The organism is Calothrix sp. CCY 0018, assembly GCF_963920925.1.
GTDB lineage: Bacteria > Cyanobacteriota > Cyanobacteriia > Cyanobacteriales > Nostocaceae > Rivularia.
This window is the reverse complement of sequence record NZ_CAWUDI010000038.1, coordinates 49,820-75,122: the sequence shown is the minus strand read 5'-3', so window position 1 is coordinate 75,122 and position 25,303 is coordinate 49,820. Positions and strand designations below refer to the sequence as shown.

At 37.1% G+C, this 25,303-nt stretch carries 25 protein-coding genes and 1 pseudogene; 16 read left to right on the top strand and 10 right to left on the bottom strand.

The features are described 5' to 3' along the window. Window positions 1–298 precede the first annotated feature (298 nt). On the top strand, window positions 299–2,548 hold the full coding sequence (locus ACM03V_RS24740; RefSeq protein WP_414623452.1) for a GumC family protein: 2,250 nt from the start codon (window positions 299–301) through the stop codon (window positions 2,546–2,548). Window positions 2,549–2,718: 170 nt separating this feature from the next. Then, the gene (locus ACM03V_RS24735) at window positions 2,719–4,614 is read left to right on the top strand and encodes a carbamoyltransferase (protein WP_414623451.1); all 1,896 of its coding nucleotides are present in this window, start codon (window positions 2,719–2,721) and stop codon (window positions 4,612–4,614) included. 141 nt (window positions 4,615–4,755) lie between these two features. Here ACM03V_RS24735 and ACM03V_RS24730 read toward each other — a convergent pair whose 3' ends face one another. Next, window positions 4,756–5,043 (bottom strand): type II toxin-antitoxin system VapC family toxin, encoded by a 288-nt coding sequence (locus tag ACM03V_RS24730; RefSeq protein WP_414623463.1) that lies wholly within the window; start codon window positions 5,041–5,043, stop codon window positions 4,756–4,758. Window positions 5,044–5,141: 98 nt separating this feature from the next. Continuing rightward, a complete protein-coding gene (locus ACM03V_RS24725; RefSeq protein ID WP_414623450.1) occupies window positions 5,142–5,342 on the bottom strand; it encodes a hypothetical protein in 201 nt (66 codons plus the stop codon). Between the two features lie 310 nt (window positions 5,343–5,652). On the opposite strand from ACM03V_RS24725, the gene ACM03V_RS24720 reads away from it, so the two are divergent. From ACM03V_RS24720 to ACM03V_RS24705, 4 genes are all read left to right on the top strand, one after another. After that, window positions 5,653–5,997, top strand: coding sequence for a hypothetical protein (locus tag ACM03V_RS24720; RefSeq protein WP_414623449.1), 345 nt, complete (start codon window positions 5,653–5,655; stop codon window positions 5,995–5,997). Further along, on the top strand, window positions 5,994–6,197 hold the full coding sequence (locus ACM03V_RS24715; protein ID WP_414623462.1) for a type II toxin-antitoxin system RelE/ParE family toxin: 204 nt from the start codon (window positions 5,994–5,996) through the stop codon (window positions 6,195–6,197). Before ACM03V_RS24720 ends, ACM03V_RS24715 begins: the two co-directional genes overlap by 4 nt. A 315-nt stretch (window positions 6,198–6,512) precedes the next feature. Next, window positions 6,513–6,725 carry a hypothetical protein gene (locus ACM03V_RS24710; protein WP_414623448.1) on the top strand — a complete coding sequence of 71 codons (213 nt, stop codon included), beginning with the start codon at window positions 6,513–6,515 and terminating at the stop codon, window positions 6,723–6,725. Continuing rightward, window positions 6,722–6,988 carry a type II toxin-antitoxin system RelE family toxin gene (locus tag ACM03V_RS24705; protein ID WP_414623447.1) on the top strand — a complete coding sequence of 89 codons (267 nt, stop codon included), beginning with the start codon at window positions 6,722–6,724 and terminating at the stop codon, window positions 6,986–6,988. Before ACM03V_RS24710 ends, ACM03V_RS24705 begins: the two co-directional genes overlap by 4 nt. Window positions 6,989–7,053: 65 nt before the next feature. Here the strand turns inward: ACM03V_RS24705 and ACM03V_RS24700 are convergent, their stop codons facing one another. Further along, the gene (locus ACM03V_RS24700) at window positions 7,054–7,860 is read right to left on the bottom strand and encodes a sulfotransferase domain-containing protein (RefSeq protein ID WP_414623446.1); all 807 of its coding nucleotides are present in this window, start codon (window positions 7,858–7,860) and stop codon (window positions 7,054–7,056) included. 190 nt (window positions 7,861–8,050) lie between these two features. Here ACM03V_RS24700 and ACM03V_RS24695 point away from each other — a divergent pair, with 190 nt between their 5' ends. Beyond that, window positions 8,051–9,811: a lasso peptide biosynthesis B2 protein gene (locus ACM03V_RS24695; RefSeq protein WP_414623445.1), complete on the top strand. Its 1,761-nt coding sequence runs from the start codon at window positions 8,051–8,053 to the stop codon at window positions 9,809–9,811. 156 nt (window positions 9,812–9,967) lie between these two features. On the opposite strand, the gene ACM03V_RS24690 is transcribed toward ACM03V_RS24695, so the two are convergent. Then, entirely contained in the window at window positions 9,968–10,366 is a 399-nt protein-coding gene (locus ACM03V_RS24690; protein ID WP_414623444.1) for a hypothetical protein, read from the bottom strand. An 89-nt stretch (window positions 10,367–10,455) separates the two neighbouring features. After that, window positions 10,456–11,601 carry a hypothetical protein gene (locus ACM03V_RS24685; protein WP_414623443.1) on the bottom strand — a complete coding sequence of 382 codons (1,146 nt, stop codon included), beginning with the start codon at window positions 11,599–11,601 and terminating at the stop codon, window positions 10,456–10,458. Between the two features lie 814 nt (window positions 11,602–12,415). Here ACM03V_RS24685 and ACM03V_RS24680 point away from each other — a divergent pair. Next, window positions 12,416–14,275 (top strand): asparagine synthetase B family protein, encoded by a 1,860-nt coding sequence (locus tag ACM03V_RS24680; protein WP_414623442.1) that lies wholly within the window; start codon window positions 12,416–12,418, stop codon window positions 14,273–14,275. 135 nt (window positions 14,276–14,410) lie between these two features. On the opposite strand, the gene ACM03V_RS24675 is transcribed toward ACM03V_RS24680, so the two are convergent. Beyond that, entirely contained in the window at window positions 14,411–14,794 is a 384-nt protein-coding gene (locus ACM03V_RS24675; protein WP_414623441.1) for a type II toxin-antitoxin system VapC family toxin, read from the bottom strand. After that, a complete protein-coding gene (locus ACM03V_RS24670; RefSeq protein ID WP_414623440.1) occupies window positions 14,778–15,014 on the bottom strand; it encodes a type II toxin-antitoxin system Phd/YefM family antitoxin in 237 nt (78 codons plus the stop codon). Before ACM03V_RS24670 ends, ACM03V_RS24675 begins: the two co-directional genes overlap by 17 nt. Before the next feature lie 279 nt (window positions 15,015–15,293). Here ACM03V_RS24670 and ACM03V_RS24665 point away from each other — a divergent pair, with 279 nt between their 5' ends. Next, complete coding sequence (locus tag ACM03V_RS24665) at window positions 15,294–15,491, top strand: type II toxin-antitoxin system HicA family toxin (protein ID WP_414623439.1); 198 nt, start codon at window positions 15,294–15,296, stop codon at window positions 15,489–15,491. A 20-nt stretch (window positions 15,492–15,511) separates the two neighbouring features. After that, complete coding sequence (locus ACM03V_RS24660; protein ID WP_414623461.1) at window positions 15,512–15,844, top strand: type II toxin-antitoxin system HicB family antitoxin; 333 nt, start codon at window positions 15,512–15,514, stop codon at window positions 15,842–15,844. 125 nt (window positions 15,845–15,969) lie between these two features. Here the strand turns inward: ACM03V_RS24660 and ACM03V_RS24655 are convergent, their stop codons facing one another. Both ACM03V_RS24655 and ACM03V_RS24650 read right to left on the bottom strand, forming a co-directional pair. Continuing rightward, a complete protein-coding gene (locus ACM03V_RS24655; protein WP_414623438.1) occupies window positions 15,970–16,479 on the bottom strand; it encodes a phage tail protein in 510 nt (169 codons plus the stop codon). A 78-nt stretch (window positions 16,480–16,557) separates the two neighbouring features. Beyond that, window positions 16,558–17,052, bottom strand: a complete 495-nt coding sequence (locus ACM03V_RS24650) for a PqqD family protein (RefSeq protein WP_414623437.1) — start codon at window positions 17,050–17,052, stop codon at window positions 16,558–16,560. A gap of 218 nt (window positions 17,053–17,270) precedes the next feature. Here ACM03V_RS24650 and ACM03V_RS24645 point away from each other — a divergent pair, with 218 nt between their 5' ends. The 5 genes and pseudogenes from ACM03V_RS24645 to ACM03V_RS24625 all read left to right on the top strand — a co-directional run bounded on the left by ACM03V_RS24645 (window position 17,271) and on the right by ACM03V_RS24625 (window position 21,767). Further along, entirely contained in the window at window positions 17,271–18,287 is a 1,017-nt protein-coding gene (locus ACM03V_RS24645; RefSeq protein WP_414623436.1) for a serine/threonine protein kinase, read from the top strand. Window positions 18,288–18,356: 69 nt separating this feature from the next. Further along, a complete protein-coding gene (locus ACM03V_RS24640; RefSeq protein ID WP_414623435.1) occupies window positions 18,357–19,397 on the top strand; it encodes a tetratricopeptide repeat protein in 1,041 nt (346 codons plus the stop codon). Window positions 19,398–19,405: 8 nt separating this feature from the next. Further along, on the top strand, window positions 19,406–20,812 hold the full coding sequence (locus ACM03V_RS24635; protein ID WP_414623434.1) for a hypothetical protein: 1,407 nt from the start codon (window positions 19,406–19,408) through the stop codon (window positions 20,810–20,812). Window positions 20,813–20,823: 11 nt separating this feature from the next. Next, window positions 20,824–20,988, top strand: a pseudogene (locus ACM03V_RS24630) (hypothetical protein); the annotation flags it as partial. A 65-nt stretch (window positions 20,989–21,053) separates the two neighbouring features. Continuing rightward, on the top strand, window positions 21,054–21,767 hold the full coding sequence (locus ACM03V_RS24625) for a hypothetical protein (RefSeq protein ID WP_414623460.1): 714 nt from the start codon (window positions 21,054–21,056) through the stop codon (window positions 21,765–21,767). Between the two features lie 120 nt (window positions 21,768–21,887). On the opposite strand, the gene ACM03V_RS24620 is transcribed toward ACM03V_RS24625, so the two are convergent. Beyond that, entirely contained in the window at window positions 21,888–22,115 is a 228-nt protein-coding gene (locus ACM03V_RS24620) for a Nif11-like leader peptide family natural product precursor (protein WP_414623433.1), read from the bottom strand. Window positions 22,116–22,408: 293 nt separating this feature from the next. Between ACM03V_RS24620 and ACM03V_RS24615 the strand changes: the two genes are divergently transcribed. Continuing rightward, window positions 22,409–24,715 carry a lipoxygenase family protein gene (locus tag ACM03V_RS24615; protein ID WP_414623432.1) on the top strand — a complete coding sequence of 769 codons (2,307 nt, stop codon included), beginning with the start codon at window positions 22,409–22,411 and terminating at the stop codon, window positions 24,713–24,715. Window positions 24,716–25,303: the final 588 nt, after the last annotated feature.

Here is a 25,303-nt window from a genome sequence, read left to right as displayed (position 1 = left end):
TCCCCCCAACCCCCCTTTACAAGGGGGGCTTTATATAAGCGTTAAAATTGATAAATGTTTTCTATTCCTTCCTATGTATTCTTACGACAAATTTTCAATAAGTTAATTATTATTTAAGTGCAAACACTGAAGCCCCGAAGCAATTGGTTTATTTAGACTAATACCGACTATTTATAATTTTGGATTAGAGTCGAGCATAGTTCAAACGGCTAATCTAGGAACAGTCATCTATCACTAATAAACCAATATGCTCAATGAGCGTAATTTTAATCAAATGTAATTTTAAAAGTGCGATCGCATGACTGAATACTTAGAAAAAATTCCTTCACAACAACAAAAAGTTGACCCTTGGGAACTTGGTCAGCTAGCTGCGGTGCTGCGTCGTCGCTTATTTTTGATAATCCCCATTGCTGTGTTTATAACTGCTGGGGTGATGTATCGAGGATGGCTGCAAACACCGATATACAGAGAACAGTTTCAATTGTTTCTCGATCCATCAGCGGAAACTAGTGTTAACCCGCTCTCGGAACAGACACGAGCATCATTTGTACCACCGCAGTTTCGAGATTTTAAGACGGAAATGGAGGTGTTGACGAGTTATAAGGTTATCTCTCCTCTATTACCAGAAATTCAAAGTCGTTATTCTGACTTGGATTATGACAAGCTGGTTAAAAAACTGAAGCTAAAGCATTTGGAAGGTACGGCAATTATCGAAGTTAGCTATCAAGATACTAATCCAGAAAAAATCAAATTTATTTTAAACAAGCTCAAACAGGCTTATACAGATTATTCCTTAAATAAATTAAAAAGTAGTACCGTCCAAGCTGAAAAACTGGTTGATACTCAATTACCCGACTTGAGAAAGCGTGTAGACAGACTCCAAGGAGAACTACAGATTTTTCGACGTAAGTATAATCTCGTAGATACCGAACAGCAAAGTCAAGTTTTAAGCGAACGTTTGGCGAATGCTTTACAGCAAAAACAAGAAGCTTTAACTTTGCTTGGGGAAACTCAATCTAGTTATCAAAGTTTACAGAGGGAGTTAGGAGTCGATATCAAGCAAGCGCGGGTAATTTCGACATTAAGCGAAGCTCCGCGCTATTTAGCTTTGCAAGAACAATTACAACAAATTGATACTCAACTTGCAACCGACACAACCAGATATACAAATGGACATCCTGCAATTGCCGATTTATTGGAAAAAAGACAGCGGATGTTATCTTTAATTAGACAAGAAGTTGTAGCGGTTTTAGGTATTGAAACTCTTAAAGAACTCAACATTAAAGAACTCAATCAACTTCCAGCAATTTCTGCTCAACAATCAACCCGCTTGCAGCTTGCCCAAAAATTAATTGAAACAGCAACTCAATTACAGGGATTGCAAACCAGAATAAAATATTTGAATGCTATAGAAAACCAGTCTCGCAAAGATTTACAACAGTTTGCAGTAATTATTCGTCAGTATACAGATTTAAATCGAAAATTAGAAATTGCCAACCAAAGTTTAGGTCGATTTCTTAGTGCAAAAGAAAATCTCCAGATTGAAACAGCAAGAAAAGTTTCTCCTTGGCAAGTAATCTCTCAAATTGAAGCACCGAAACGACCAATATCACCCAATCTTCCCCGAAATTTAGCTTTAGGTGGAATTGCTGGTGTGTTAGCTGGAGTGGGAGCCGCAATTATTGTTGGTAAGCTGGATAATAAATATCATTCCCCTGAAGAATTACAAAACGATGTTGGACAAACCTTTTTGGGGACAATTCCCTATCACAAGCAGTTAAAAACAGCCATCACTCAGCTATCCCGTAATGGAACTTTGGCTAATTCTGCTTATTGGGAAGCTTATATATCATTACAAACGAATTTAGATTTTCTCGAACCTGATAAAATACTAAAGTCCCTGGTTATCAGTTCGGCTTTACCGGGAGAAGGTAAATCTACTATTTCTCTATATTTAGCTAAAGTAGCAGCAGCGATGGGTAAGCGAGTTTTGCTCGTAGATGCAGATATGCGTAATCCGACAGTTCACCGCTATGTCGAGAGTTTAACGAATACATGGGGTTTATCTAACGCTATTTCCGGTGCCGCAGAAGCCCACGACTTAATTCAACGTTTACCTGAAGAAGAAAATTTATCCGTACTTACAGCGGGACAAACTCCTCCGAATCCGGCGCGGTTGCTTGCTTCTGGTAAGATGAAAGATTTATTATTAGATTTTCAAACTAAATACGATTTAGTCATCATTGACACTCCGCCATTACATGGTTTTGCTGATGCCAAATATTTAGCGAGTCAAGCGGATGGCTTAATGATGGTAGTTGGTTTGGATAAAACACAAAAGCCAGCAGTCAGACAAGTTTTAAAAGATTTGTATCTCTCGCATATTAATTTATTAGGGATTGTTGCTAACGGTGTCAAAGGTTATAAGTCGAGTTATTCGGGTTATTACGACCATTACTATAACAAAGGTAAAAATGATAGCGAGCGTTATGAATTGATTGCGACCGTTAGTAGTAAAGAAGAAAGTGCGAAAATTCAAGATAAATAAAAAAAGGTATGTCCTAATGTCCTGACGGATACGCAATACCTACGGTAGCGACCCTAAGCGCTAACGGACACGCTCCGAAGGCACGTAGTAAGCGATTTATAGCTCTTCTTCTAGGACTAAAGTCCTTACTACAAACAATTATTTTCTCACTATAAAGAACAAAATCTTTCATGAATATATTAGGAATAAACGCTTTTCATGGCGATGCTTCGGCTTGTTTAGTGCAAAATGGTCAGTTAATCGCTGCTGTTGAAGAAGAAAGATTTACTAGAGTTAAACATTGGGCTGGATTTCCATCTCAATCAATTCGCTACTGTCTGGAAGCAGGGGGAATTACTGCCCCGCAAATTGATCGTGTAGCGGTTTCCTTCAATCCCAAAGCGAATTTAAAACATAAATTGCTGTTTACTCTGCAAAAACGTCCTTCTTTATCATCGTTGTTTGATCGTTTTCGCAAGCAAAGAAAATCAGCCAGTATTCAACAAGAGTTAGCCGAAGCTTGTGGTTGTGATGTTGATGCAATTAAAGCAACAATTCATAATTTAGAGCATCATTCCACCCATGCGGCTCATAGTTTCTTTGTTTCACCATTTCCAGAAGCTGCAATTCTCTGTGTAGATGGAATGGGAGATTTTACTAGTACTCTTTTAGCAGCAGGAAGAAACAATCAATTAGAATATTTCTCCCGTACAATATTTCCCCATTCCCTGGGTTATCTCTACAATGCTATAACTTTGTACTTGGGTTTTCCCAATTATGGTGATGAATACAAAGTCATGGGTTTAGCTGCTTATGGTGAACCGGAATATCTGGAAGCATTCCGCAAGCTAGTTTATCCTTCTTCTGATGGACTAGAATTAAACCTTGATTATTTTACCCATCATAAGCAAGGTATTTCCATGAAATGGGACAAAGGAGCGCCCATTGTAGAACCTTTTCATAGTCAGGAATTAGAAAAGTTTCTGGGTGAAATGCGAAAACCAGGTACAGAAATTACCTCCAAACATAAAAATATTGCTGCTTCCTTACAAGCTGTTACCGAAGAAATTATTTTTCATCTTCTTAATCGTTTATACAAGCGTTTCCCCAGTGAAAACCTTTGTCTTGCTGGGGGAGTCGCGATGAATTCAGTGGTTAATGGCAAAATCAGCCAAAATACACCCTTTAAAAATATTTATGTTCCCCCTGGTGGTGCTGATGCTGGTACCGCTATTGGTGCCGCTTTTTATGTCGAACAGCAAATTCTCAAACAACCCCGACGATTTGTTTTAGATAGCGCTGCTTGGGGATGTGAGTTTTCTGATGAGGAATGTTTGCAGGCTTTGCACAAAGACCTCTACCTCTCTCCAAACCTCTCTCCTATGAGGAGAGAGGCTATGATAAATCCTACTCCTACTCCCCCTTCCCTCGTAGGGAAGGGGGCTGGGGGGTTAGGTTTTCTAGAAATGAGCGAGCAAGATAATTTATTTTTAAAAAAATTAGAATCAAAAGAACTAATTGAGCAAGTAGTTGATGCGCTGTGCGAAGGTAAAGTTATCGGATGGTTCCAGGGAAGAATGGAATTTGGTGCGAGAGCTTTGGGAAATCGCTCGATTTTAGCAGATCCTCGCCGTGCTGATATGCGCGATATTATTAACAGTAAAATCAAGATGCGCGAACCATTTCGTCCCTTTGCACCGAGTATTTTAGAGGAGTTTGTCGGGGAATACTTTGAAACATCGGAACCTACACCTTTTATGGAAAGGGTTCTTACCATTCGTTTTGAAAAACGCGAGTTAATTCCCGCAGTTACTCATATTGATGGTACTGGTAGATTGCAAACTGTCAGTCGTGAACGATTACCGCTTTATTGGGATTTGATTGGTGCTTTTGCTCAACGTACCGGGATTCCCATATTATTAAATAGTTCTTTTAACGAGAACGAACCTATTGTATGTACACCGGAAGAAGCTATTAAATGTTTTCTTAGAACTGATATGGATGTTTTGATTTTGGGTTCTTATTATGTGGAGAGAAAGCGAGTAGATGTACAAGAGAAGGTTAGGAGTGCTTCTACATTAGTGTAAATACTGAAGGTTATATATTAAGTAAAGTATTTATACTGTATCTTGAGTTTAATTTAATTGCGAAAAAGTTTTTTCCTGCAAAGATTATGGCTTAGTCAGGATCTAATTGTCCGGTGTTAAAGAATTAGTAGAAAAAAAATATTAATTAGCAATTACCTGAATCAGTCCAGTCTGGAAGGCTGCATCGTAAGTGAGAACTGGCAAGTTTTCAAGTTCAGCCTGAGCCATAATCATCCTATCAAAGGGATCTCGATGGGCAATCGGTAAATTTCCTGCTCTGAGCGCATGAACTGTAGTGATAGCAAGTTCGATAAATTTAGCTTGATGCAATATCTGGGAATATTCCTCAACAAGTTGTTTGGCTTCAGGTAGTTTACCGATACGGTATTTAGTAGCAATTTCCCAAGCGGAAGCACTACTGACAATGATGCGATTATCTTGGTTGCGAATTATTTATCGGCAGTTAATACCGAGTTTTGAGTCGTCAAAGAGCCACCATAAAAGAATATGGGTATCGACGAGGTAACTCATTCCCATTGCTGGAGTTCCTCTTCTGGCAGTGGTTCAAAGAAACTATCACTGAGTTGTCCTTTCAACAAACCAGGGGTGCGGGGTTGTGTACGTTCCCGATCTAAACCTAATCGAAAGTAATGAATTAGGTCATAAAGTTCTGCTAGTTTATCTTCGGGGATATCTTGCAGTTCTTGGACAATTTTCTGGATTAGCATAAGTCAAATATTGTTAAGCAATACTGTTAAACCCAATAGTATTATAGCTGAGGCGGTTTAAGCGCGAAAGCTGGCACTTGACGGGAGTTTTGCTTTATAGGTTGTTTGAGCTTTATCGTATATTTTCAATAATGAGGCTCCCGTTAGTAAAGCTCAACCCAACCTACTAACTTATTGATTCTCAATCACCGGAAAATGGTTGATTTAATTAATTTTATTTTTTGAATAATTAGGAATACCAAGTTCGCTCTCAGAAAAAATTGCAGTAATGGTGGCGAAATTGCTAAAACTAAGGTTCGGAATGATTTTCTTGTGGAAATTCACTCTGTTCTTTCTTAAATCGCTCTTGTTATGCGCGATACGCGAAGCGTCGCCCTTAGTCTTTGGTTGCGTTATTGGTACAGCTTTACGGTTGCAAGGAAAACTTTGTCTCCACAGCAGCGTTATTAAAGTAGATAATTGTGCCATTGCGATTATCGGTGAAAAGGGTGCTGGTAAGTCAACTACTGCCGCAGCACTTGCAAAACAAGGTTATCCGATTTTAGCAGATGACATAGCTGTTCTTACCGACTGTGGTGACTCCTTCTTAGTTCAACCTGGTTATCCCCGTCTGCGGTTGTGGAAATCTGCGGTAAATCAACTTTACGGTGACTGACACTACGGATTTTTATTACTCCCCAAGCGAATATTGATATTGATGAAAAGTTTAACTATATTGCCCAAAATAATACAGATGCAGCTTTAAAGTTTTTTGATGCAGCACGGAATACTATTGCCAAGCTAGCTAAAAATTCTGGTTTAGGCAGTCTTTACAATATAAATAATCCTCGTTTACAAGGTTTGCGTAAGGTATAAAAGGTTTTGAAAAGTATCTGATTTTTTATTTAGTGTCAGAAGAATTACTAACTGTAGTACGTATTATTCATGCTAGCCGAGATATTCCTACTATCTTGGGAGAAGAAGAATTTTAGTTGGTAGGTTGGGTTGAACGTTAGTAAAACCCAACAATACCAATTTTTTACTTGTTGGGTTATGCTTTACGCACATCCTACGAGTGTTTTCCTTTACGATACAAATAGATTCAACTTAGATGGGGAATAATTCCGAAGTGGTTTTGGTAGATAATCTAATAGTCGTGCTAACATCAATTCAAAGTTTATCCAATAAATTATGATGGCGGAACTTAATCTTGACGAAGATAAAATTAAACAGATATTTAAAACAGCATTGGTTGAAGTGATTCGAGAAAATCAAGAAGTATTTTCTGACTTATTTGCAGAAATTATTGAAGATATTGCTTTAGAAAAAGCTATTAAAGAAGGTGAAAATACAGAGCCGGTTAGTAGAGAAACAATTTTTAATATTTTAAAAAATAAAGCATGAATGTTGAGTTCAGGAAGAGTTTTGAAAAAGATTTGAGAAAAATTAGAGATGAAACTTTGCTGCAAAGAATACAAGCAGCGATAGAAGAAGTTGAAAATGCTGAAAATATCGGAGAAATCAATAATCTAAAAAAACTCAAAGCCGATGGTGACTATTATCGTATTAGAGTTGGGGATTATAGAATAGGATTGACAATTGTTGATGATGTAATTATTTTTATCCGAGCTTTGCAAAGAAAAGATATTTACAGATATTTTCCTTGATAGTAGGGAATAAGGAATAATAGAATTAAAAATTAAAATTCTCATGGTAATTAATTTTAAATAAATTACTTTGTAGCTATTTTTATTTCTTCAGAATTAAGCCATGTTGTATCATTTTCATAACCAAGGGTAATCAACTCATTTCCGGCAAAATAATTAAAGACTTCACAAGCTTCTTGACTAAAGTTATTTTCCCAATCTCCAACTACGCCTTTTCGTAAAAAACTGTTTATTTTTACTTCACCTGGCTTTCTTCCAGATTGTCTAACAAAGGAAAATTCTTCAACTATTTTTGCTGCTTTTTCTACTTCTAAATCTTTACCAGTGAGTTCCCAAACAACCCTTTGTAATTGACTAACAGCATTTTGATGAAGAGATTCGTAATGAACGCTTACAATTCCTGGATGCTGATACCATTGATGAACAAAATCTGTCCAGGAAAAACGTGGATGTCTTTGCTTTGTAAAACTGTATTCAATAAAAACAGGTAAATTATTACGGATATCTCCTGGATCTTTGAACTGTAAATCATTGCTAACAATATCTACCAAAGCTGCATTTTTTCCACAATCGTGCTTGAAAAGACAATGATAGTACCAAGAAACCATAGTATCTCGTCCATCTCGCCAAACCACTACAATATTTTTCATACCTGAAGGGTTCAGATAATGTCCTTGCATTATTGATGAGCGAAGTGTGGGAAAACTATTTCTAGGAAATGGTACATTTAATGCCCTAGCTAGCATTTGACTCACCCAAGTACCACCAGACTTCGGATACTCATTGACAATATATAAAGGTATCACTTCAGATAAATGATGAACCATTAAGTAACGCATTAATGATTCCGACTTCTTAATTATGATATTCATTTAACGCCGATTAATTTCTATAGCAATTGAGTTAGTAATATGACAATCCTTACCCCTGACTGTCTAATATTTTAAAGCATAGCAAGTCTAAAAAACCTGTTGATGCTCAATTTTAGCGGTTACAGTTTGAAGTAGAGGAATAGGGTAAAAAGTTCATAATTAATACCCAAGTACAATCAAAAATATACAAATGACCACATTAACTTCAATAATTCAAAAAACCCGCACTTGGAGAAAATTTTCACTTTATCAACGCTACCAACTTCTTCAAGCTTTGATATTACTTCCCTTGATTCATTTATCTTTGAATCTTTGGGGATTCAAGCGTACTTATTCTCTTTTGAGGAATATAACAGTTTTCAGTTGGATGCAATACGGACTTAACCTCACCCCATCCCCTCTCCTTACTAAGGAGAGGGGTGCCGGAGGCGGGGTGAGGTTGAATGGTGATTCGATTTCTTCGCAAATCCTGACTACAGCTTCGATGGTGAAGATAGCGGCTAAATATTACAAATGGGCTACCTGCTTGAGAAAATCCTTAGCGCTATGGTTTTTGTTACAGCGCTCTAGGATAGTTACAGAATTGCAAATCGGTACGAGGTTTAATGCAGGAGAGTTTCAGGCTCATGCTTGGGTGGAATATCAAGGTTATGTTGTTGGCGATCGCCAATTTGTAAAGCAACATTTTGTAAGCTTCGAGAATCTAAATTTATCACTACCTTCCAATCTGGGCACCCAACTCCCTACATATCAGCCAGAAATAGAAATATTGCTTTGCTGTACTAACATCCACACCGATACAGCTAAATCCCAACGTATAGAAAGCTTACTGCAAAAAGATATTGATTGGGATTATCTATTAAAACAAGCATGTCAGCACGGAGTTTTTCTTCTGCTATATCAAAATTTGGTCAAATATTATCCCGAAAGCATTTCTAAAAAAATCCAACCTCAGCTACAAGCATATTCTCAAATTAAAACCGCTCGCAATCTTTTTCTAAGTAAAAAACTTTGTCAAATTATCAAATTGTTCTCGAACAATAACATCAAAGTAATTCCGTTCAAAGGTGCTGTACTCGCTGCTTCTGCTGATCAAAATTTAACGAAACGGGAATTCTGCGATATTGATTTAATTATCAAACAACAAGACTTTCCCAAAGTTACGGATTTGTTAAATACTCAAGGTTATCAACCCCGTAACGAATTACAACCCTGGGGACAAGTTTTTACCAATAAAGATGATAGCATTCATATTGATATTCATTGGCAATTAGCTCCTTCCTGCTTTCCTTACCGAGTTGATTTTGAGCAACTTTGGCAGCGTTGCGAAACCGTATCTATTTTAAATCAACAATTAACTAATCTTTCTACCGAAGATTCGCTATTAATTCTGTGTCTTCAAATCGTTAAAGATGCTCACTACCGACAAGAAAAGCTCAAGCAAGTCTACGATATAGCTCAACTGATTAACAATCAAAAGTTAGATTGGAAAGTTGTTATCAAGCAAGCTCAAGATTTACATAGTGAAAGATTGTTATTGTTTGGCTTAGGTATCGCAAATAGGCTTTTACAAGTAAAAATTCCAGTAGAAATAAAGCAGAAAATAGCAAGTGATTTGATAGTTAATTTATATTTAGATTGTGTTGTAGAGCAATTGTTTTCTAAGGATGATAAGCAATCTCAACTATTTGGAATCTTTGAACGGGGATTTATCCAGGGACTATATGGATTTGTTTTGAGGGCTTTGATGTTGCTGGAGCGTTCTAAGTTTTTCGGGAAGCATAATAGATATTTAGTTGGGCATTTATTTAGCTATATATTCAAACCAAATTCAAATGATTTAGAATATGTTTCTCTGCCTGGATTTTTATATATTTTATATTATTTCGTTAGACCGATTCGTTTGGGGTTGAAGTTTTTGAATCCGTATTTAAAAATAAATTTTCGTTGAGTCCAATAAAGACCTAACCCCCAGCCCCTTCCCTACCAGGGAAGGGGAGTAAGAATAAAAGCCTCTCTCCTTTTAGGAGAGAGGTTTGGAGAGAGGTCAAAAATGTATTGCACCTACATGAAAACTGCTATATATTCGCCAGATTAAAAAAAACTCTTACCAAGCCCGATTACCTTGACTATTTCCAACAGCTTCTACTTGTTGGTTAAGATTGCCCAAAAATGTATTAGATTGTTGCAGCAAATTATTAAACTCCACACAACCTTCACCAGCGTTACAACTGCGATAAGCATCCCTTAATTGTTGCGAAAGTTGTTCGGCTTGGGCTACGGTTTCTTTACTAACTGTATTCCCTTCAAAGAAATAAGGTAGATTGTTATTAAAAACATTAGTTCCCGTAACATCCGATTGATTATTCACTGGAACGGGATTATTAAAAACATTATTTCCCGTCACATCTGACTGATTATTTTGAGCATGAGCGGGAATAGAAATTAATCCACTCACAGCGACAGTTGCACCTGCAATTAAATTAAGCAGTATATTCTTTTTCATCAAATTATAATCCTTTTAAATGGTGTTAATTTTTCATAGAGAATTTGGTGTTTTAACAACATCTCAAATTCCCTATGTTTTTATTTTCCTCAAAATTTAAAGGAAAAGCCAGTACCGACAACAAACCTGGTACCATCACCAGCACCAGTTATATCTCGCAAAGCTGGGGTGATAACTAAAGGAATATTGGGGAATGGTGCAACGCTGACTCCTACACCTAAATCTTGTCCAGTCCATTCGGCTATGATGCTGGCTGATTTAACTGCTCGAACTGCTACGCTACCAAATACGCTTATTTCATCGTCACCATCAAATACCGCTTCTTCAGTCCGAAATTGTCCTCCACCTACACCAAGAGTCACAGCTACTCGGCTAAAAGGTTTTTCCAGTTTTTCCTGAGTGCGAATAATTTTGGTAGCAACTCCGTAGAGAGATTGTTCAAAGTTATTTTCATCCCCGATATTCAGAAAACCGTTCCAACCGACGGCTACACCCCAGTCATTTGGTAACTGACGATGTACTTTAACGTTAAAACCACCGCTACCAAAATCGCGATTGCGTCCGAAACTAGCTAAGGTGTAAGAAAGTTCGACACCTACGGATTTTCGAGAATCACCCAAACCAACACCAAAGCCTAATCCCACATCATCATCGTCAGAAAAACGACCTCTTTCTTGATAGCTAGCGCTGACAAAACCAGTATTGCGATCGCCACCGAAACCAGTAGGAACATATATGCTAAAACCCGGTGAGTAAAAGAATGAGGGGATTTCAATATCTTTTACTGCATCTAGCTGATTGATTATTTTCTCTACATCTTGTTCCGATGTATTCTGTGCTTGTAATAAGTTATTATCAGTTGGGTTTATTTCAGTATTTACCCGGTTAACATCTGTAAGTTTATCTGATGTCAAAAATTCCGGCTCTGAGATATTTTGAGAAACTGGAATTGTAGAATTAAGCTTACTAGCCTTTAGCCGATTGATCAGAGTAGCTTGTTGAAGATTGTCAGATAATTCTTTTTTCAGAGATTTTCTGTTTTGAAGCAAATCATCAGCAGCGATACTTTTAGAATTTACGTTATCTAACTTTAGAGTTTCGAGTGTATTGGTATTTTCTTTAAATTCAGTAGCTTGAGCCGGAGTGATTTGAGCAACTGCGGTAACAGCAAGTGCAACAATTAGAAAAAATTTCCGGTAGTGTAAAAAATAGTGTAGCTGACTTATAGGAATCACAGTATCTTACTTATGTTATTTTGGAACAACCTTATATCTCACACATAGATATACAATTAAACTTATACAGTTATGGCTTGAATATCCGGAAATATCAACTATTTGATCGGGAATAACCTTACCCCTTCCCCTCTCCTTAGTAAGCTACGGTGTATACATAATTAGTCAAAATCATTACTCGCCAGGGACTGCAAGTCCCTGGCGGTGGAGCGAAAGTCCTATAAATCTGATATCTTGCACCATTGTCGTTAAGTCCAAATACCCGCCTTGAAATAAATTTCAAGGCTAATATACAAAGTACGTTAAAACGCACTAAAATCCTTGCCCAGTCTGATTTATCAGACTTTGTGTATGAGCCTGGGAATTTATTCCAAGGCGGTTGTTGAGAATGGTGCAAGATGTGAGATAAATAGGACTGAATTGACACTCCGGCATATTTAATGCGGGAGGCGGTTTTTTAGTCGTCTTAAGACGACTTTTGCTATTAGACGGGGGTTTGCAACCCCCGGCGGATTTGTGTGTACACGATAGCCTTATTAAGGGGGAGAGGGGTATTCAAGCTTTCAATTTCGGAATTTTTCCGGCTATAGACCTTTTTTACCGAAAAACTGCTATAGTCATCACTTCTATTTAATAAAAAAACTCGCCAAAGTCAGTAAAAACAGTTATAACAGAAACCGCATATATAACAATTTTTACTGTACAGGAAATTATAGTTTTAATAATTTATACCAATAGCTGCATTTTCCACAACGGATGCTTTCTGTAAACAAACAGATATCCCTATTCCCCATTCCCTTCTAAAAAAAATCCTATGAGCGGTATTATCAGTCTTATTAATCGCAACAAAGAACCCGTTAATCAATCCCTACTCCGCCGAATGACGGACTACATGACGTTTCGGGGACCCGATGCTCAACAAACATGGCATAAAGATAACATCGGCTTTGGACATACCTTGTTGAGAACAACCTCCGATCAAGAACGCGAACGACAGCCTTTTAGTTTAGATGAGCGAGTATGGATAGTCGCAGATGTTCGCTTGGATGGACGCAAAGAATTAGTTGTGGCTTTACAGGCAAATGGTAGGGTAATTACTGAAAATGCCCCCGATATGGAGTTACTTTTACACGCCTATCATGTTTGGGATACCGCTTGTGTAGAGCATTTACAAGGTGATTTTGTTTTTATCATCTGGGATGAAAGACAGCAAAAACTGTTTTGCGGACGCGACCAGTTTGGAATTTTACCGTTTTACTATGCCCAGGTAAAGAATACTTTGATTTGCAGCAATACCCTCAACTGTATTCGCTTGCATCCCCAAATATCAACGGATTTAAACCAGCAAGCGGTAGGGGATTTCCTCACAAGGGGAATGAATATGGAATGGGATACGACTATTTTTAACGATATTAAAAGGCTTCCCCCGGCTCATACTTTAACTTGGCAAGCAGGAGAATTAAATATACAAAGGTATTGGCAATTACCCCGCATTCAACCTTTAATCTTCTACAAGAAACCCCAGGAATATGTAGAACATTTTTCGGAACTCTTCGAGCAAGCAGTAAGCGACAGATTGCGGACAGAACGGATTTCAACCCATATTAGCGGGGGAATGGATTCCACCAGTATTGCAGCAACGGCGAATAAGGTACTCTTAGAAAGAGGAAAACCCTGCGATTTCCAGGCATTTACCATGCGTGATCGCCTAATGATGCCAGAAGAAGATTCCTTTGCCAGCATGGTAGCTCATTACATCGGTATTCCCTTAAATGAAATCAACGCCGAAGGTTATTTATGCCACGTTCCCTCAGAAAATCCCTCAACCCCATTACCCGAACCTAATGGTATTCCTGCCCGTAGTGCTGGTAATGAATTGACTCAGCGCTGTGCAGACCATGCACGGGTTGTATTAACGGGATTCGGTGGCGATCCAGGTTTGCGATTTGGTGAATTCGACTTCTTAGTATGGTGGAAACACGGTTTGCGTCGAGAAATATTTCAGGTGTTGGGGCATTATTTACATACCCATCGACCTCCGAAATTATTCTTACGTCAAGGTAGAGCTTATTGGCGGAAAATTACCAAGCAGAAAGTTGAATTTCCCACTTGGTTTAATGCCGATTTCGTCAAGCAACAGGATTTACAGCAACGATACGAGCAAATTCACGCTGAATCCATAGATTATGTTGCTCGCTACGGAATGGCTAATACTCCATTTTGGTCAAACATTTTTGAACAAGCCGATCCAGGTTCTACGGGAATTCCTATCAAACATTATTATCCCTTCTTCGATTTGCGCTTGGTTAACTTTATGGTGTCAATTCCCCCCATTCCTTGGTTAGTCAATAAAAATATCCTGCGGGATTCCATGAAAGGTAAATTACCAGAAGCTGTTCGTACACGTCCGAAAATTGTTTTCAAAGCACCAGAAGAATATATCCAGGGAACGCGGGAAAGTGTGGGGTTATGGGCTGGGGATTTGTTAAGGAATACCCCTGGTTTGGAAGAGTATGTAAATGTTGGTGAGTTACTTGAGTGTTTGGAGTCTGAGGAGATTGATACTCAGAAATTAATGGGATTAGAAAAAACTTTAACGGTTGCTTATTGGTTACGGAGTTATCAAGTTGTTTCACCGAATAAAGCAAAACTTGAAGCTGTGTCTGTATACTAAAGGTTAGATTATCTTAAAAGCAATGCGATCGCCGGTCTTGTATTTTTTGGACTTTCCATCCTCACTCAAAATGCGATCGCTCCCTGAATTAATCCAATTGGAAGCCCCAACCTCGGTTTATCGGGTTGGGGTACTTTACGAATACCATCTTGCATACAGATAGTTATTTAAAATATTTTGATCTTTGCTCAGTAATATGTTGTTATTTAACAGAGCATTTGCCGTAATAATCCGATCGAAAGGATCGCGAGTCCAAGTAATCGTTAAAGCCACGCTGATAATATCATTGAAGTTTTTATTACATATTTTTAAACCAATTTCCTCGGACAGATTAGAAATAATCACATCCGGTTCATCTGTAATACGTTTTATCTCATACAAATACTGTAACTCTAATCGAACAATTGCCGAAATATAAACTTCATTATCATTGATTAAAGTTTTAGCAAGATCGGTTAATTTATCTGTTAAACCAGAATATAGCCATACTACTACATGAGTATCAAGATAAATCAACATTAACTTCCTGTTCCCAGCTGATATTAACTAAATCATCTGGATTTCCTTGAATAACATTAGGTTTAAAAGTCAAATTGCTAAGTTTATCTTTTTTTTCTACAGGAACAATTCTTAACACTTTACCATTTTTGTTAATTTCTAATGAAATACCTGTTTCTAGGACTTCATCCAGTAGACTATCGATATTATTACTCAATTCTGTTAGTGTAACCTTTTTCATTGCGTTCCTCAAAGATTCACATTGTTTTATGAGTTTAAATATTTTAGCAAAAATTCTTCTCTGACGCTGAATATTGTTATAGAAAGTCCTATAGTTATAAAATACGTTGTGCGATCGCAACGCAAGCAATGTTAAATAGATAAGTGCGGGAAATCAATATTAGTTTTACCGAAGGGATGTTGGGTTGAGCTTTACCACATGCTTCCAATGATGAAGCAAAGTATTAGACGCTCAACTTAACCTACGTACTGGGGTTGAAAACCCTAGTCTAATAGAGCTTTGGGTGCTGATATAAGTCAAGGTCAAGGTTCGCGGGTGAGGGTAAAATTAAAAGATGTCAAAGCTGTATTTCATGAACCGCATCCGGAAAAGGAAACTGATAAAGGAGCAGTGAAATCGGTTCGAGAATTTTTGCTAAAGGCAGGTATTGAACCAGAAATATTTGAACCAGAAACAGATTTAAATGATGATGAGTAAGTTTTAAAGCTAAAACTATGATGACTTATAAAGGCTATACTGCAAATTTAGAAGTTGATGTAGAAGCTGGTACTATTTTTGGGCGGGTATTAGATATTAATGATGTAGTGACATTTAAAGGAAAAACAGTCGAGGAAGCACGTCAAGAATTTCATAAATCGGTAGATGATTATCTTGCTTTCTGTGAAGACTTAGGGGAAGAACCTGATAAACCTTTTTCTGGCAAACTTCCTTTTCGTACAACATCAGAACATCACCGTAAGATTTTTATTGCAGCTTCTAAAGCTGGTAAAAGTATTAATGCTTGGATGGATGAAGTATTAACTATTGCAGCAGATAAAGCGATAAATTAATAGGGAATAGGGAATAGGGAAACCTGGCAGTTCGTAGGTTGGGTTAAGCGTTAGCGTTCCCAAGTCGCGTGCGGCGGCTCAGCGTACCGTAGGTATTGCGCGTGTCCGCTAGCAAAGCGTGTCCGTTAGCGAAGCGTCTCCGTTAGCGCAGCGTGTCCGTTAGGACATAGGAGATAGGACATTAGGACGTAGCGCAACCCAACACCCGCGTTGGGTTGAGGAACGAAACCCAACCTACAACTAGTTTTATATGTTTTAGGCATAACCCCTGTCATATCCCAACGAGCTGCTTCCTCTCCGGCTTGGTTATAGAGAACGATAGAGCCAGTTTTTAATTCTCCTTTATTCCCCGAACCACCACCCGTGGTAGGTTGGGAGTGAGAATCTTCATACCATTTAAATAGCCGATTATCATCAACCGTACCTACATACTCAACAGTAACAGTACTATTCTGAACACCAGTCACCGTAGCTTGAATCGCGGCTTTTCCACCCTTGGTAACACCAAAAGGATTTTGGTCGCCAGCTGTTTGCAATTCAATAGATACACCGCTGACTTTAGAGACGATTAAATCGTCTAAACCATCAAAGGAAACATAAAACTTAGAACAAGCTAAAAGTTCACCTGCTGCCATATTTCAACTCCTGAATTATATATAAAAATTTGATTGGAAGCGTGGAAAGTGTGGAAGGTGTGGGATAAACTGCTTTAGTTAAGATAAGTCAGCATAACCAACACCTAATCCATCATCGGTGGGAGTAGCCAGAAACGTTAAATTTGTCCCATCATTAACCTTACCGTGCTTTCGTAACAAAGGCTTTTCGTAGGGAATCCGATTATCAACCTCTTGTGCGTTTTCAGGTTCTGATTGATTTTCTTGTTCGGGTTGATTAGATTTTTTAAATTCTTCAGCTTCATTATCGCAACCAATCAACAATTCTTCTTCTACTAATTCTTGTGCAAGCAAAGTGACATCACCACTTAAAGTTGCTTCATCCACCAGATAAACTTGTAATAACTGCTGCACTGAAGCTTCTACATTTTCCAAGCTAGTCAATAGCTGCCATATCCGACTTGCTACAGAATTTAAGCTGTAATAAGATTCAGATTCCATATCTAACATAACTATTTCGCCGGTAAGCTCTTGAGCGATAATATTTTCTGGAATTGATAATTTTTGGTTCAGAATAGAAGTTGTTTGATTCATAATTTTAATAATTAGGGAATAGGGAATGGGGAATAAGGAAATGAGGAATATCTATATAACCGAGGCAATTGTAACCGTACTTAGGTGGATGTTCTATTAGTGGTATTACGGAAAAAGGGAAATAGGGAATGGGGCGATCGCGCAGTTCAAAAAACCTTGCCAAACTCAGTAAAAACAGTTAAAACAGAAGCCGCATATGTAACAAAAGGGAATTGGGAATGGGGAATAGGGACTTTTCTGACAATATTGAAGAATTTTATTATCAAGTTTATGGCTTAACCTTACGCAGCAACCAACCGCTTCCAGGTTTAAAATTCATTGATAATAAACTATCACAGGTAGAAATTAACTTAACTACCAAAGAAGGATTTGAAATGTCGCACCTAGCTGAAGATATAGCAGGTAGCTATAACTTTAGTTTAAAGACAAGGGTTACAACTGAGGGGAAGAATTATCAACTATGCTTTTGTGGTGGTGGTGAAGCTGCTATTTTCGATATAGCCGCAAGTGGTAAGAAGATTAGCGTTACTTGGATCAATACTACCTTAGAGGAAGTTACTGCTCTTTTAGTTGGTTCTGTAATGGGCTGTGCTTTGCGCTTACAAGGAATACCTTGCCTTCATGCCAGTGTCATCGCGGTAGATAATCGTGCTATTGCTATTATTGGTGCTAAAGGAGCAGGTAAATCCACTACCGCAGGAGCTTTAGCCCAACGCGGACAACCTATTTTATCAGAAGAAATTGCTGCTTTTTCCTTTGTTGAAGAAGACTTTATTGTACAACCAGGTTATCCTCGTTTAAGATTATGGACTCCAAGCATTAATTATCTTGGTTTGTCATTAGAAAATCTAAAGCGTATTTTTAGCGTTGGAGATAAACGCTATGTAGAACTAACTAGCGAAAAAAGTGCATCTGCATGGCGTTTTCAAGATAAACCTCTTCCTCTAGCCGCTATTTACATTTTGCATAATCGTCAAAGCGAATTGGCAACTCCTTACATTGAATCTATTCCCACAGAATTGGGATTAATGCATTTAATGGCTCATAGATATCCAAAATTTTTAACTGTTGAACAAGATTATGTTGCTCGGGAATTTGCCTTTTTAAGTAGTTTAGCAGCAAGAATTCCAATCAAAAAAGTTTATAGACCAGATAATTTTATTAAGTTACCCGAAGTTTGCGACGTTATACTTAATGATGCTCGTGCAACTATTTCAAATTTTGTCACAATCTAAAAGGGAATAGGGTTGGGGGAGAATAGGGAATAGGGAATTAGTTTTTCTAACTTAAATTAGGATTCATATATGAAAATTACTGTAGAAAATTTAATTGCGATATATGAAAGTGCTTTGATTAGCAAACCAAATAATCATTTAGTTTACAATCGATTAGCAGAACTTTATTATGCTCGGGGAAATTTTGTCGCTGCATTTGATGTTTATCAGAGAGCGCTGCAATTACAACCTGAATTTCAAATATCTAATAAAAATATTAAACAACATTTCGTAAATATTCAAAATATAACTGAAAAAGTAAGTAGTGAATTATATAAATGGAATATTTTAGATATTAAATCATTAGACAATGGTTTAGATACCATTGATTTATTATACACAGATGAGTTAGATGGAATACTCGTCAAAAATGTATTTTCAACTAAAGAAATAGAAACAGCAAGAGAACACATTGACAGCTTATCACCTGAATTTGAACAGATAATCTATGGAGAAAAGCTTGGTTTTTCTATAATGGAAGCAACAAATGACTTAAATAAGTATTTCCAGAAAGCATCTGAGTTTAGATTGCAATTAAATCAAATTTTTGCCTCGGAGTTTGAAACACGAATTTTTAATGTTTTCAACCATCTCCATAGTTTAAAAAATATTAAATTGCTTGACAGAAAAAACCATGATATATGTATCCCAGCACAAATAAGAATTGTTCATCCTGGTAAAGGGGGACTTAAAGCACATACAGATAATGAAGTATTTGAAAAATATCAAGTTTATAACCATTTAGAAGAAATAAAAAAGGATGTAGATATACTCAGCTATTTTATTGTTATCGATAAACCAGAAAAAGGTGGAGAACTAGTTCTATATGACTTGCTCAGAGAACAAACCACTGTATCCATGAAACAAGATTTTTATAACTGTGAACGAGATAATTTTTTAGATAATTTTAGAAAACAATATATAAATCCAGATATAGGAGATATGGTCATTTCTAATGGTGGGCGTATTTGGCATAAAGTAGCGGATTTTGATGGAGATAAAAATCGGATTACTGTAGGAGGTTTTTTAGCTCGTTCTCAAGACAACCAGACAATTTACTGTGTTACTTAATCATTTGTATGTTGACAAAAATACCAACTTTAACCGACTCCTTACAAAATGTTCTTGCTCACATTTCCTCTGAAATTGCTACACCCACAGCCATATCCCACTTACAAAAACTAGCAAAGCTATCAGCCCCCATTCCAAGAGCGGGCTTTGAAATTCGTCTCGATAAAGAAAATTCTCAAGTCGATTTACAGCAAGGTATTTTTTTACAAAATAAAGAACCACAAATTTTAGCCGAACATATAAACAAACTTGCTTTATCTCATCAAGAATTTAACCAACCAGTTTGGAATCGTATTAGTAAATTTTGCAAAATTTGGAGCGATTCAAGTTCAGATTTATATTCAGCTATTTCTGATATATGGCTAGAATTTGATATTCATGAGTCAAATCCTGATTTATTAACACCATGTATTTTTCTCGGTATTAATCGGGATTCATTTGAACCATTAAAAACTTTTAGTATTATTAAAATTGCTTTAGAATTACTCTACGGGCAACCAATTAATGATTCCTTATGCAGTAACTTATATCGCTGCTTTACCGCTTGTACGTCACCCACTCGAATTAGTCATGTTGGTGTAATGTTATCGCGTCAAATTGAAGCATTGCGGATTAATGTCAGCAAAATTCCTATTTATGATATTAGTAATTATTTACAAGAAATAGGTTATCCCAACCCAGCGGAAGAAATTGAAGCTTTGGTTGATGAGATACTAGACACTTTTGATAATGTGAGGCTTTGTTTTGATGTTGGCAAGAAAATTTATCCTACTCTTGGCTTAGAGTGTTTCTTTGATAAACAATCGGGATTAGATCCAAGATGGTTGCCTTTTTTAGATAATTTGGTAGCCAAAGGATTGTGTACCACCGAAAAAAGGAATGGATTAATAGCTTGGGTTGGTTATACAACTCCTAGCAACACTACAAAACCTTGGGCTAGTCATTTAATTGCCGAGTCTTTATTACAGCCATCAGAAAATTTAAGTATTTTAGACCGTAGATTAAGCCATATTAAGCTTACCTATAAACCTGAATCTTCCTTACAAGCTAAAGCATATATTGGATTTGTACATGAGTGGCTTGAGAATAAATCCCTTGTAAATAACAACCAACCTCAAAATATAAGAAGTACTCAAAATGAAAATTTTTCCAGCACATCAGGAGAATTAAATCAAAGTCGATTAAACCAAGCTATTGAAGCAGCTACTAGCTTTCTTCTTAATTCCGCGAATCAAAAAGGTTGGTGGCGAGACTTTGATACTTATTTACACAGCAAAACAAGTGACGAGTGGGTAACAGCTTATGTGGGTACTGCTTTAGCATCACTCAATAACGAAAAAGCGAAACTTGCTGCACATCAGGCTTGGAATTTACTGCTTAGTCGTCGTCACTCCTCTTTGTTTATAGTCAATTAGCAAAACTTTATTACGCTCAAGGTAATTTTGAAGCTGCATTAGATAGGTATGAGAAAGCATTGCAATTGCAACCCGAACTTACAGTACCGGATGAAACAATTAAACAATTATATTTAGTAGATGAAAAAAATATAATTGACAAAAAAATAGTGAACTATATAAATGGATTACCTTAGATATTGAATCAGTAAATAAGGGTTCAGATAGTATTGATTTACTGTAGGCAGGTGACTTAAGTGGGATACTAATCAAAAAGGTATTTTCAACTTCAGAAATAGAAACAGCCAAAAAAAATATTGAAAGCTTAGAAACTGAATATCACAACACCAGCTACGGAGTGAATTTCGGTTTTTCTTTAATGCAAGTAAAAAATGACTTAAATGAGTATTTTCAGAAAGCATCTGATTTTAGAGTGCAATTAAGTAAAATATTTACAAATTTATTTGAACAAAGGATTTTTGAAACTTTTAATAATCTTTGTAGTTTAAGAAAAATCAAATTGCTTGATCAGGCAAACGATAGTATATATAACCCAGCAGAAATCCGAATCATTCATCCCAATAAAAGAGGAATTAAAGCACATACAGATAATGAAGTATTTGAAAAATGCCAAATTTATAAACATTCAAAAGGAATTAGAAAAGATATAGATATCCTCAGCTATTTTGTTGCGATCGGTAAACCAGAAAAAGGTGGTGAACTAATTTTATACGACTTACTAAGAGAGCAAACTACTCCATCAATGAAACAAAATTTTTATAGTTGTCAGCTAGATAGTTTTTTAGATAATTTTAGAAAACAATATATTAATCCAGATATAGGAGATATGGTGATTTTTAATGGTGGGCTTATTTGGCACAAAGTAGCTGATTTTGATGGAGATAAAAATCGGATTACTGTACGAGGTTTTCTAGCTCATTCTCAAGACAACCAGACAGTGTATTGTCTTACTTAACCCTTAAAAATTATTTTCTACCCCCTCTCCCCCCTCTTCCCCCTCTTCCCCCTCTTCCCCCTCTTCCCCCGACAATCTTAGTTTAGTCGAATAATACAGGTACAAATAATCGGGTTATGATTACCGTTTCTCCGGAGCTTGAATGATTCCATGACGGAACGATCGCATTACCCAATCGTGTTTAAATGCTGCTTGTAGCTCTACTTCCGTATAATCAAATCCAGTTTCCTTACCCAATTTTACTAATTCTTCTCCACCTACAGCTTGTCCTAAATCTTGCAAGCTTGTTTGTAAATCCTGACGTTCTCGAACTGCTCGAATAAACTTGAAAGCGGCTTTTAGTGACATAAGTATTAATCTCAGCGAATATGAAAGCTATTGCATATTTATTATCCAAGTTTTTACCTAGAGGTGTTATCAGTAATATTTCGGATATATTGGCAGAATTACTGACTTCTAAACAGCAGTAATAACAAATCCTTTACTTAAATGTAAAGTGATTGTAAACAAACATGAATTAGAAAATACTTATCATTAATCCACTGTAAAAACTCGTAAGTTATGCCAAACTAAAGCAAGATTATGGAAATCATCTTTTCAAATAGTTTTGTTTTCCTGGTAATTATAGGAGTAATGACCTCATGACATTTGTAAGAATTAAGACCAATAATGAATTTGATCAAAATCTCATTCAAAATGACATCAATCAAGTTCAAGTGACCGATATAGCTTGTTTTGACCAAAATCCTGACGTTGAGGTGTTTGGCATTGTCAAAGCACCGATTGGTAAAGTTTGGGAGTTGTTTAGACCATTTGGAAAAGAAAATCTAAAATGGTGGAAAATCTACGAAACTATGGAGATTCTTCCCCCAGGAAATGATGAAGTCGGTTGTATCAGACGGTTCAAACTCAACCAAGGAGGTGTTACGTTTGATGAATTACTTGTAGCAAGAGATGATGAAAAGTTCTCTGAACAATATGACTTTGTGCAAGTCGATCCTCCAATCCCTGGTTTAAAAGCAGTATCCACTTTTGTCGAATTTAGCCCCTTAATAGACCCCATAACTGGTAAAGAAACTTTCACAAAAGTTAGATGGTATTCATATACTCAAGCTTATCCACCACAAGAAAAGCAAGAGCTTATGACCATGCAACATAAGGCTTATACTGGCGCGATCGAGTATTTGAATAGTGCATTTAATTTAACAGGAGAATCTAACACAAGTCCCTCACCTAAGTATATTGAGCAATTGAAGCAGAATCCTACTAGAGTTAATGGAGTCATACAGAATTTTCAGAAGATACTAAAAGAGATACTTTCTGACGTTTCAGTTGAACAAGGAGAAAAATGGGAGTATAAGCGATATGAGATGAAACACTTGCCCGAATTAGATTTGAGTAATTTACCTCGCGCAGTTAAGGGACTTCCACACTCTGAAGCACTAGACCCTACAAGGCAGGGTATGTTTTTTAAGCGAATAAATGAGGTTCTCTATACGGAACTTGGTATTAAAGAGCGTTTGGCTAAGTCAGGTGATATTTATCAAGCGGTGCAAGGTGGGTATCTTGGTGAAACCAAATATATCAATCAAAATTGGAATAAAGATAGAGAGTTTGCGCGTCAATTCTTGAATGGTCTTAATCCTATGACAATTAAAGTTGTAAAGGATATCGAGGAAGTTCCAGAAAATATGCGCGGTCTTAATTATAAGGGGCAATCTATAGCTGATTTGATTAGTGCAAAACACCTGTTAATGGTCGATCTTCCAGAACTGAAAAACGTTAAGCCATACGAAGTGCCATGCAAAGATATAAAGATGTATACATATCCTGCGACTGCGCTTATCGTTCAAGACTACGAGGAAGGAGAGGCTTTTGTGGATATGGTGGGTATCCGACTAAATGACGAACTGCCGGTATATACTCCACAGTCACCACCAAATCGATGGATGTTGGCAAAACTACATATGAAGAATGCAGATAACCAAGTGATGCAGTTTATTTGGCATCTTGGATTCGGGCACATTGCTGTCGAACCTTTTGCAGTTGCCTTTCACAATTCTTTTGCGCCTGGTGTAGACCACCCAATCAGAGATTTACTTGCACCTCATTTCAAGGACACTATTGGTATCAACTATGTAGCACGACATACCTTAGTTTCAAATGTGATACCGTTTACAGATAGCACATTTTCCACTGGAACTGCTCAAGGTTTGGAGATTATGCTAAACGCATGGCTAAAATGGGACTTTGAGAAGTCGAGTTTTCCTCAGCAACTTTCCGAACGTGGATTTGACCGCGAACAATCGGATGGAATCCAAAATTATTATTACCGCGAAGACGGCTTCAAGTTGTGGGATATCTTTGGTGAATACACAACCGACTTCGTAAACGCAGCATACACGAATGACGATGATGTAGCTAATGATGCTATGGTGAAAGGGTGGATTACAGAGATGAGAGATCCAAACAAGGCTGATATAGCCTCATTTCCTGAAAGTATTTCCAGTAAAAAACAATTAGCTTCAGTACTACAAAATATAATTTGGAAAACGAGTGCTGGACACGCCATACTAAACTTCGCCCAATTTGACTATGGAGCATATGTGCCGAATTACCCAATCGCAATGTTAGCAGCCATGCCATTCGGGGAAGATGAGATTTCTGATGAATATTTAAAAGCTGCCTTACCTCATACTTTAGACCGGATTTTGTTCCAGCTTACCTCTGCCTATCTGCTTACAGAGTCTTCACGTTTTAGCCTTGCAGGAGCAAACGCGATCGCTCCTTTGGAAAAGAGATTTCCAAAAGTACAGCAGCGAGCAAATCTTCGTTTCGCAGCTCTCTCGACGGACATAAAAGTGCGTAATATGAAGCTTAAAGATGCGGGTAAATTCCCCTACCCCTATTTAGATCCTGAAAACCTGCCTCCTAGTATTGACATTTAGCCCTTGAATTGGGACACCTCTCCCAGTTCAAGTTTGTTAAAAACTTTTCTTTGAGAGGGTTTCAGCTAGCAATTTTCAAGATTTGATCTAGCAAAAAACTCTCTCACAAGAAAAAACGAGGTTTACAAATAAATTAAATCATAATTCTTAACAATTAATATAGAACTCCTCCGCAGATTTTTGTTGGAGTAGCCTGCATTTGTGCTTAAAAATCATACCTACGGTACTCTTTGCTAACAGTACATTTTCTGTTCCACGTTCTCTGTTAAGAGTTTCCTACTTTCACAAGTAATTATGGCTTTAAGCATCTTATGCAGGCTCATAAATAATTGGTATTACGGACTTATTACCTCAGCGCAGCTAGTCCCAAAGGGACTTATTTGCAATACTTTGAAATTTATTAGAGTTGTTGTAATGACTGTAATTACGTTGCTTGTGCCTAAGTCCTGTTTAATTCTTTGGTTTAGCTTCACCAAACGAGGCGCAGCAACGCGATCGCAACGCTAACAATTAAAATCAAAGTGCTACTTAAAGCCAAACCAAATTAACATTTTTCGTTATTATTAATAATTTATCGTAGTCGTCACG

Coding starts and splice junctions, on each gene's coding strand:
- ACM03V_RS24655 (WP_414623438.1), bottom strand. CDS start 16,479: ATGGCAGCAGGTGAACTTTTAGCTTGTTCTAAGTTTTATGTTTCCTTT.
- ACM03V_RS24650 (WP_414623437.1), bottom strand. CDS start 17,052: ATGAATCAAACAACTTCTATTCTGAACCAAAAATTATCAATTCCAGAA.
- ACM03V_RS24645 (WP_414623436.1), top strand. CDS start 17,271: ATGGGGAATAGGGACTTTTCTGACAATATTGAAGAATTTTATTATCAA.
- ACM03V_RS24620 (WP_414623433.1), bottom strand. CDS start 22,115: ATGTCACTAAAAGCCGCTTTCAAGTTTATTCGAGCAGTTCGAGAACGT.
- ACM03V_RS24710 (WP_414623448.1), top strand. CDS start 6,513: ATGATGGCGGAACTTAATCTTGACGAAGATAAAATTAAACAGATATTT.
- ACM03V_RS24695 (WP_414623445.1), top strand. CDS start 8,051: ATGACCACATTAACTTCAATAATTCAAAAAACCCGCACTTGGAGAAAA.
- ACM03V_RS24635 (WP_414623434.1), top strand. CDS start 19,406: ATGTTGACAAAAATACCAACTTTAACCGACTCCTTACAAAATGTTCTT.
- ACM03V_RS24705 (WP_414623447.1), top strand. CDS start 6,722: ATGAATGTTGAGTTCAGGAAGAGTTTTGAAAAAGATTTGAGAAAAATT.
- ACM03V_RS24675 (WP_414623441.1), bottom strand. CDS start 14,794: ATGTTGATTTATCTTGATACTCATGTAGTAGTATGGCTATATTCTGGT.
- ACM03V_RS24735 (WP_414623451.1), top strand. CDS start 2,719: ATGAATATATTAGGAATAAACGCTTTTCATGGCGATGCTTCGGCTTGT.
- ACM03V_RS24660 (WP_414623461.1), top strand. CDS start 15,512: ATGACTTATAAAGGCTATACTGCAAATTTAGAAGTTGATGTAGAAGCT.
- ACM03V_RS24740 (WP_414623452.1), top strand. CDS start 299: ATGACTGAATACTTAGAAAAAATTCCTTCACAACAACAAAAAGTTGAC.
- ACM03V_RS24690 (WP_414623444.1), bottom strand. CDS start 10,366: ATGAAAAAGAATATACTGCTTAATTTAATTGCAGGTGCAACTGTCGCT.
- ACM03V_RS24725 (WP_414623450.1), bottom strand. CDS start 5,342: ATGCTAATCCAGAAAATTGTCCAAGAACTGCAAGATATCCCCGAAGAT.
- ACM03V_RS24615 (WP_414623432.1), top strand. CDS start 22,409: ATGACATTTGTAAGAATTAAGACCAATAATGAATTTGATCAAAATCTC.
- ACM03V_RS24640 (WP_414623435.1), top strand. CDS start 18,357: ATGAAAATTACTGTAGAAAATTTAATTGCGATATATGAAAGTGCTTTG.
- ACM03V_RS24700 (WP_414623446.1), bottom strand. CDS start 7,860: ATGAATATCATAATTAAGAAGTCGGAATCATTAATGCGTTACTTAATG.
- ACM03V_RS24680 (WP_414623442.1), top strand. CDS start 12,416: ATGAGCGGTATTATCAGTCTTATTAATCGCAACAAAGAACCCGTTAAT.
- ACM03V_RS24670 (WP_414623440.1), bottom strand. CDS start 15,014: ATGAAAAAGGTTACACTAACAGAATTGAGTAATAATATCGATAGTCTA.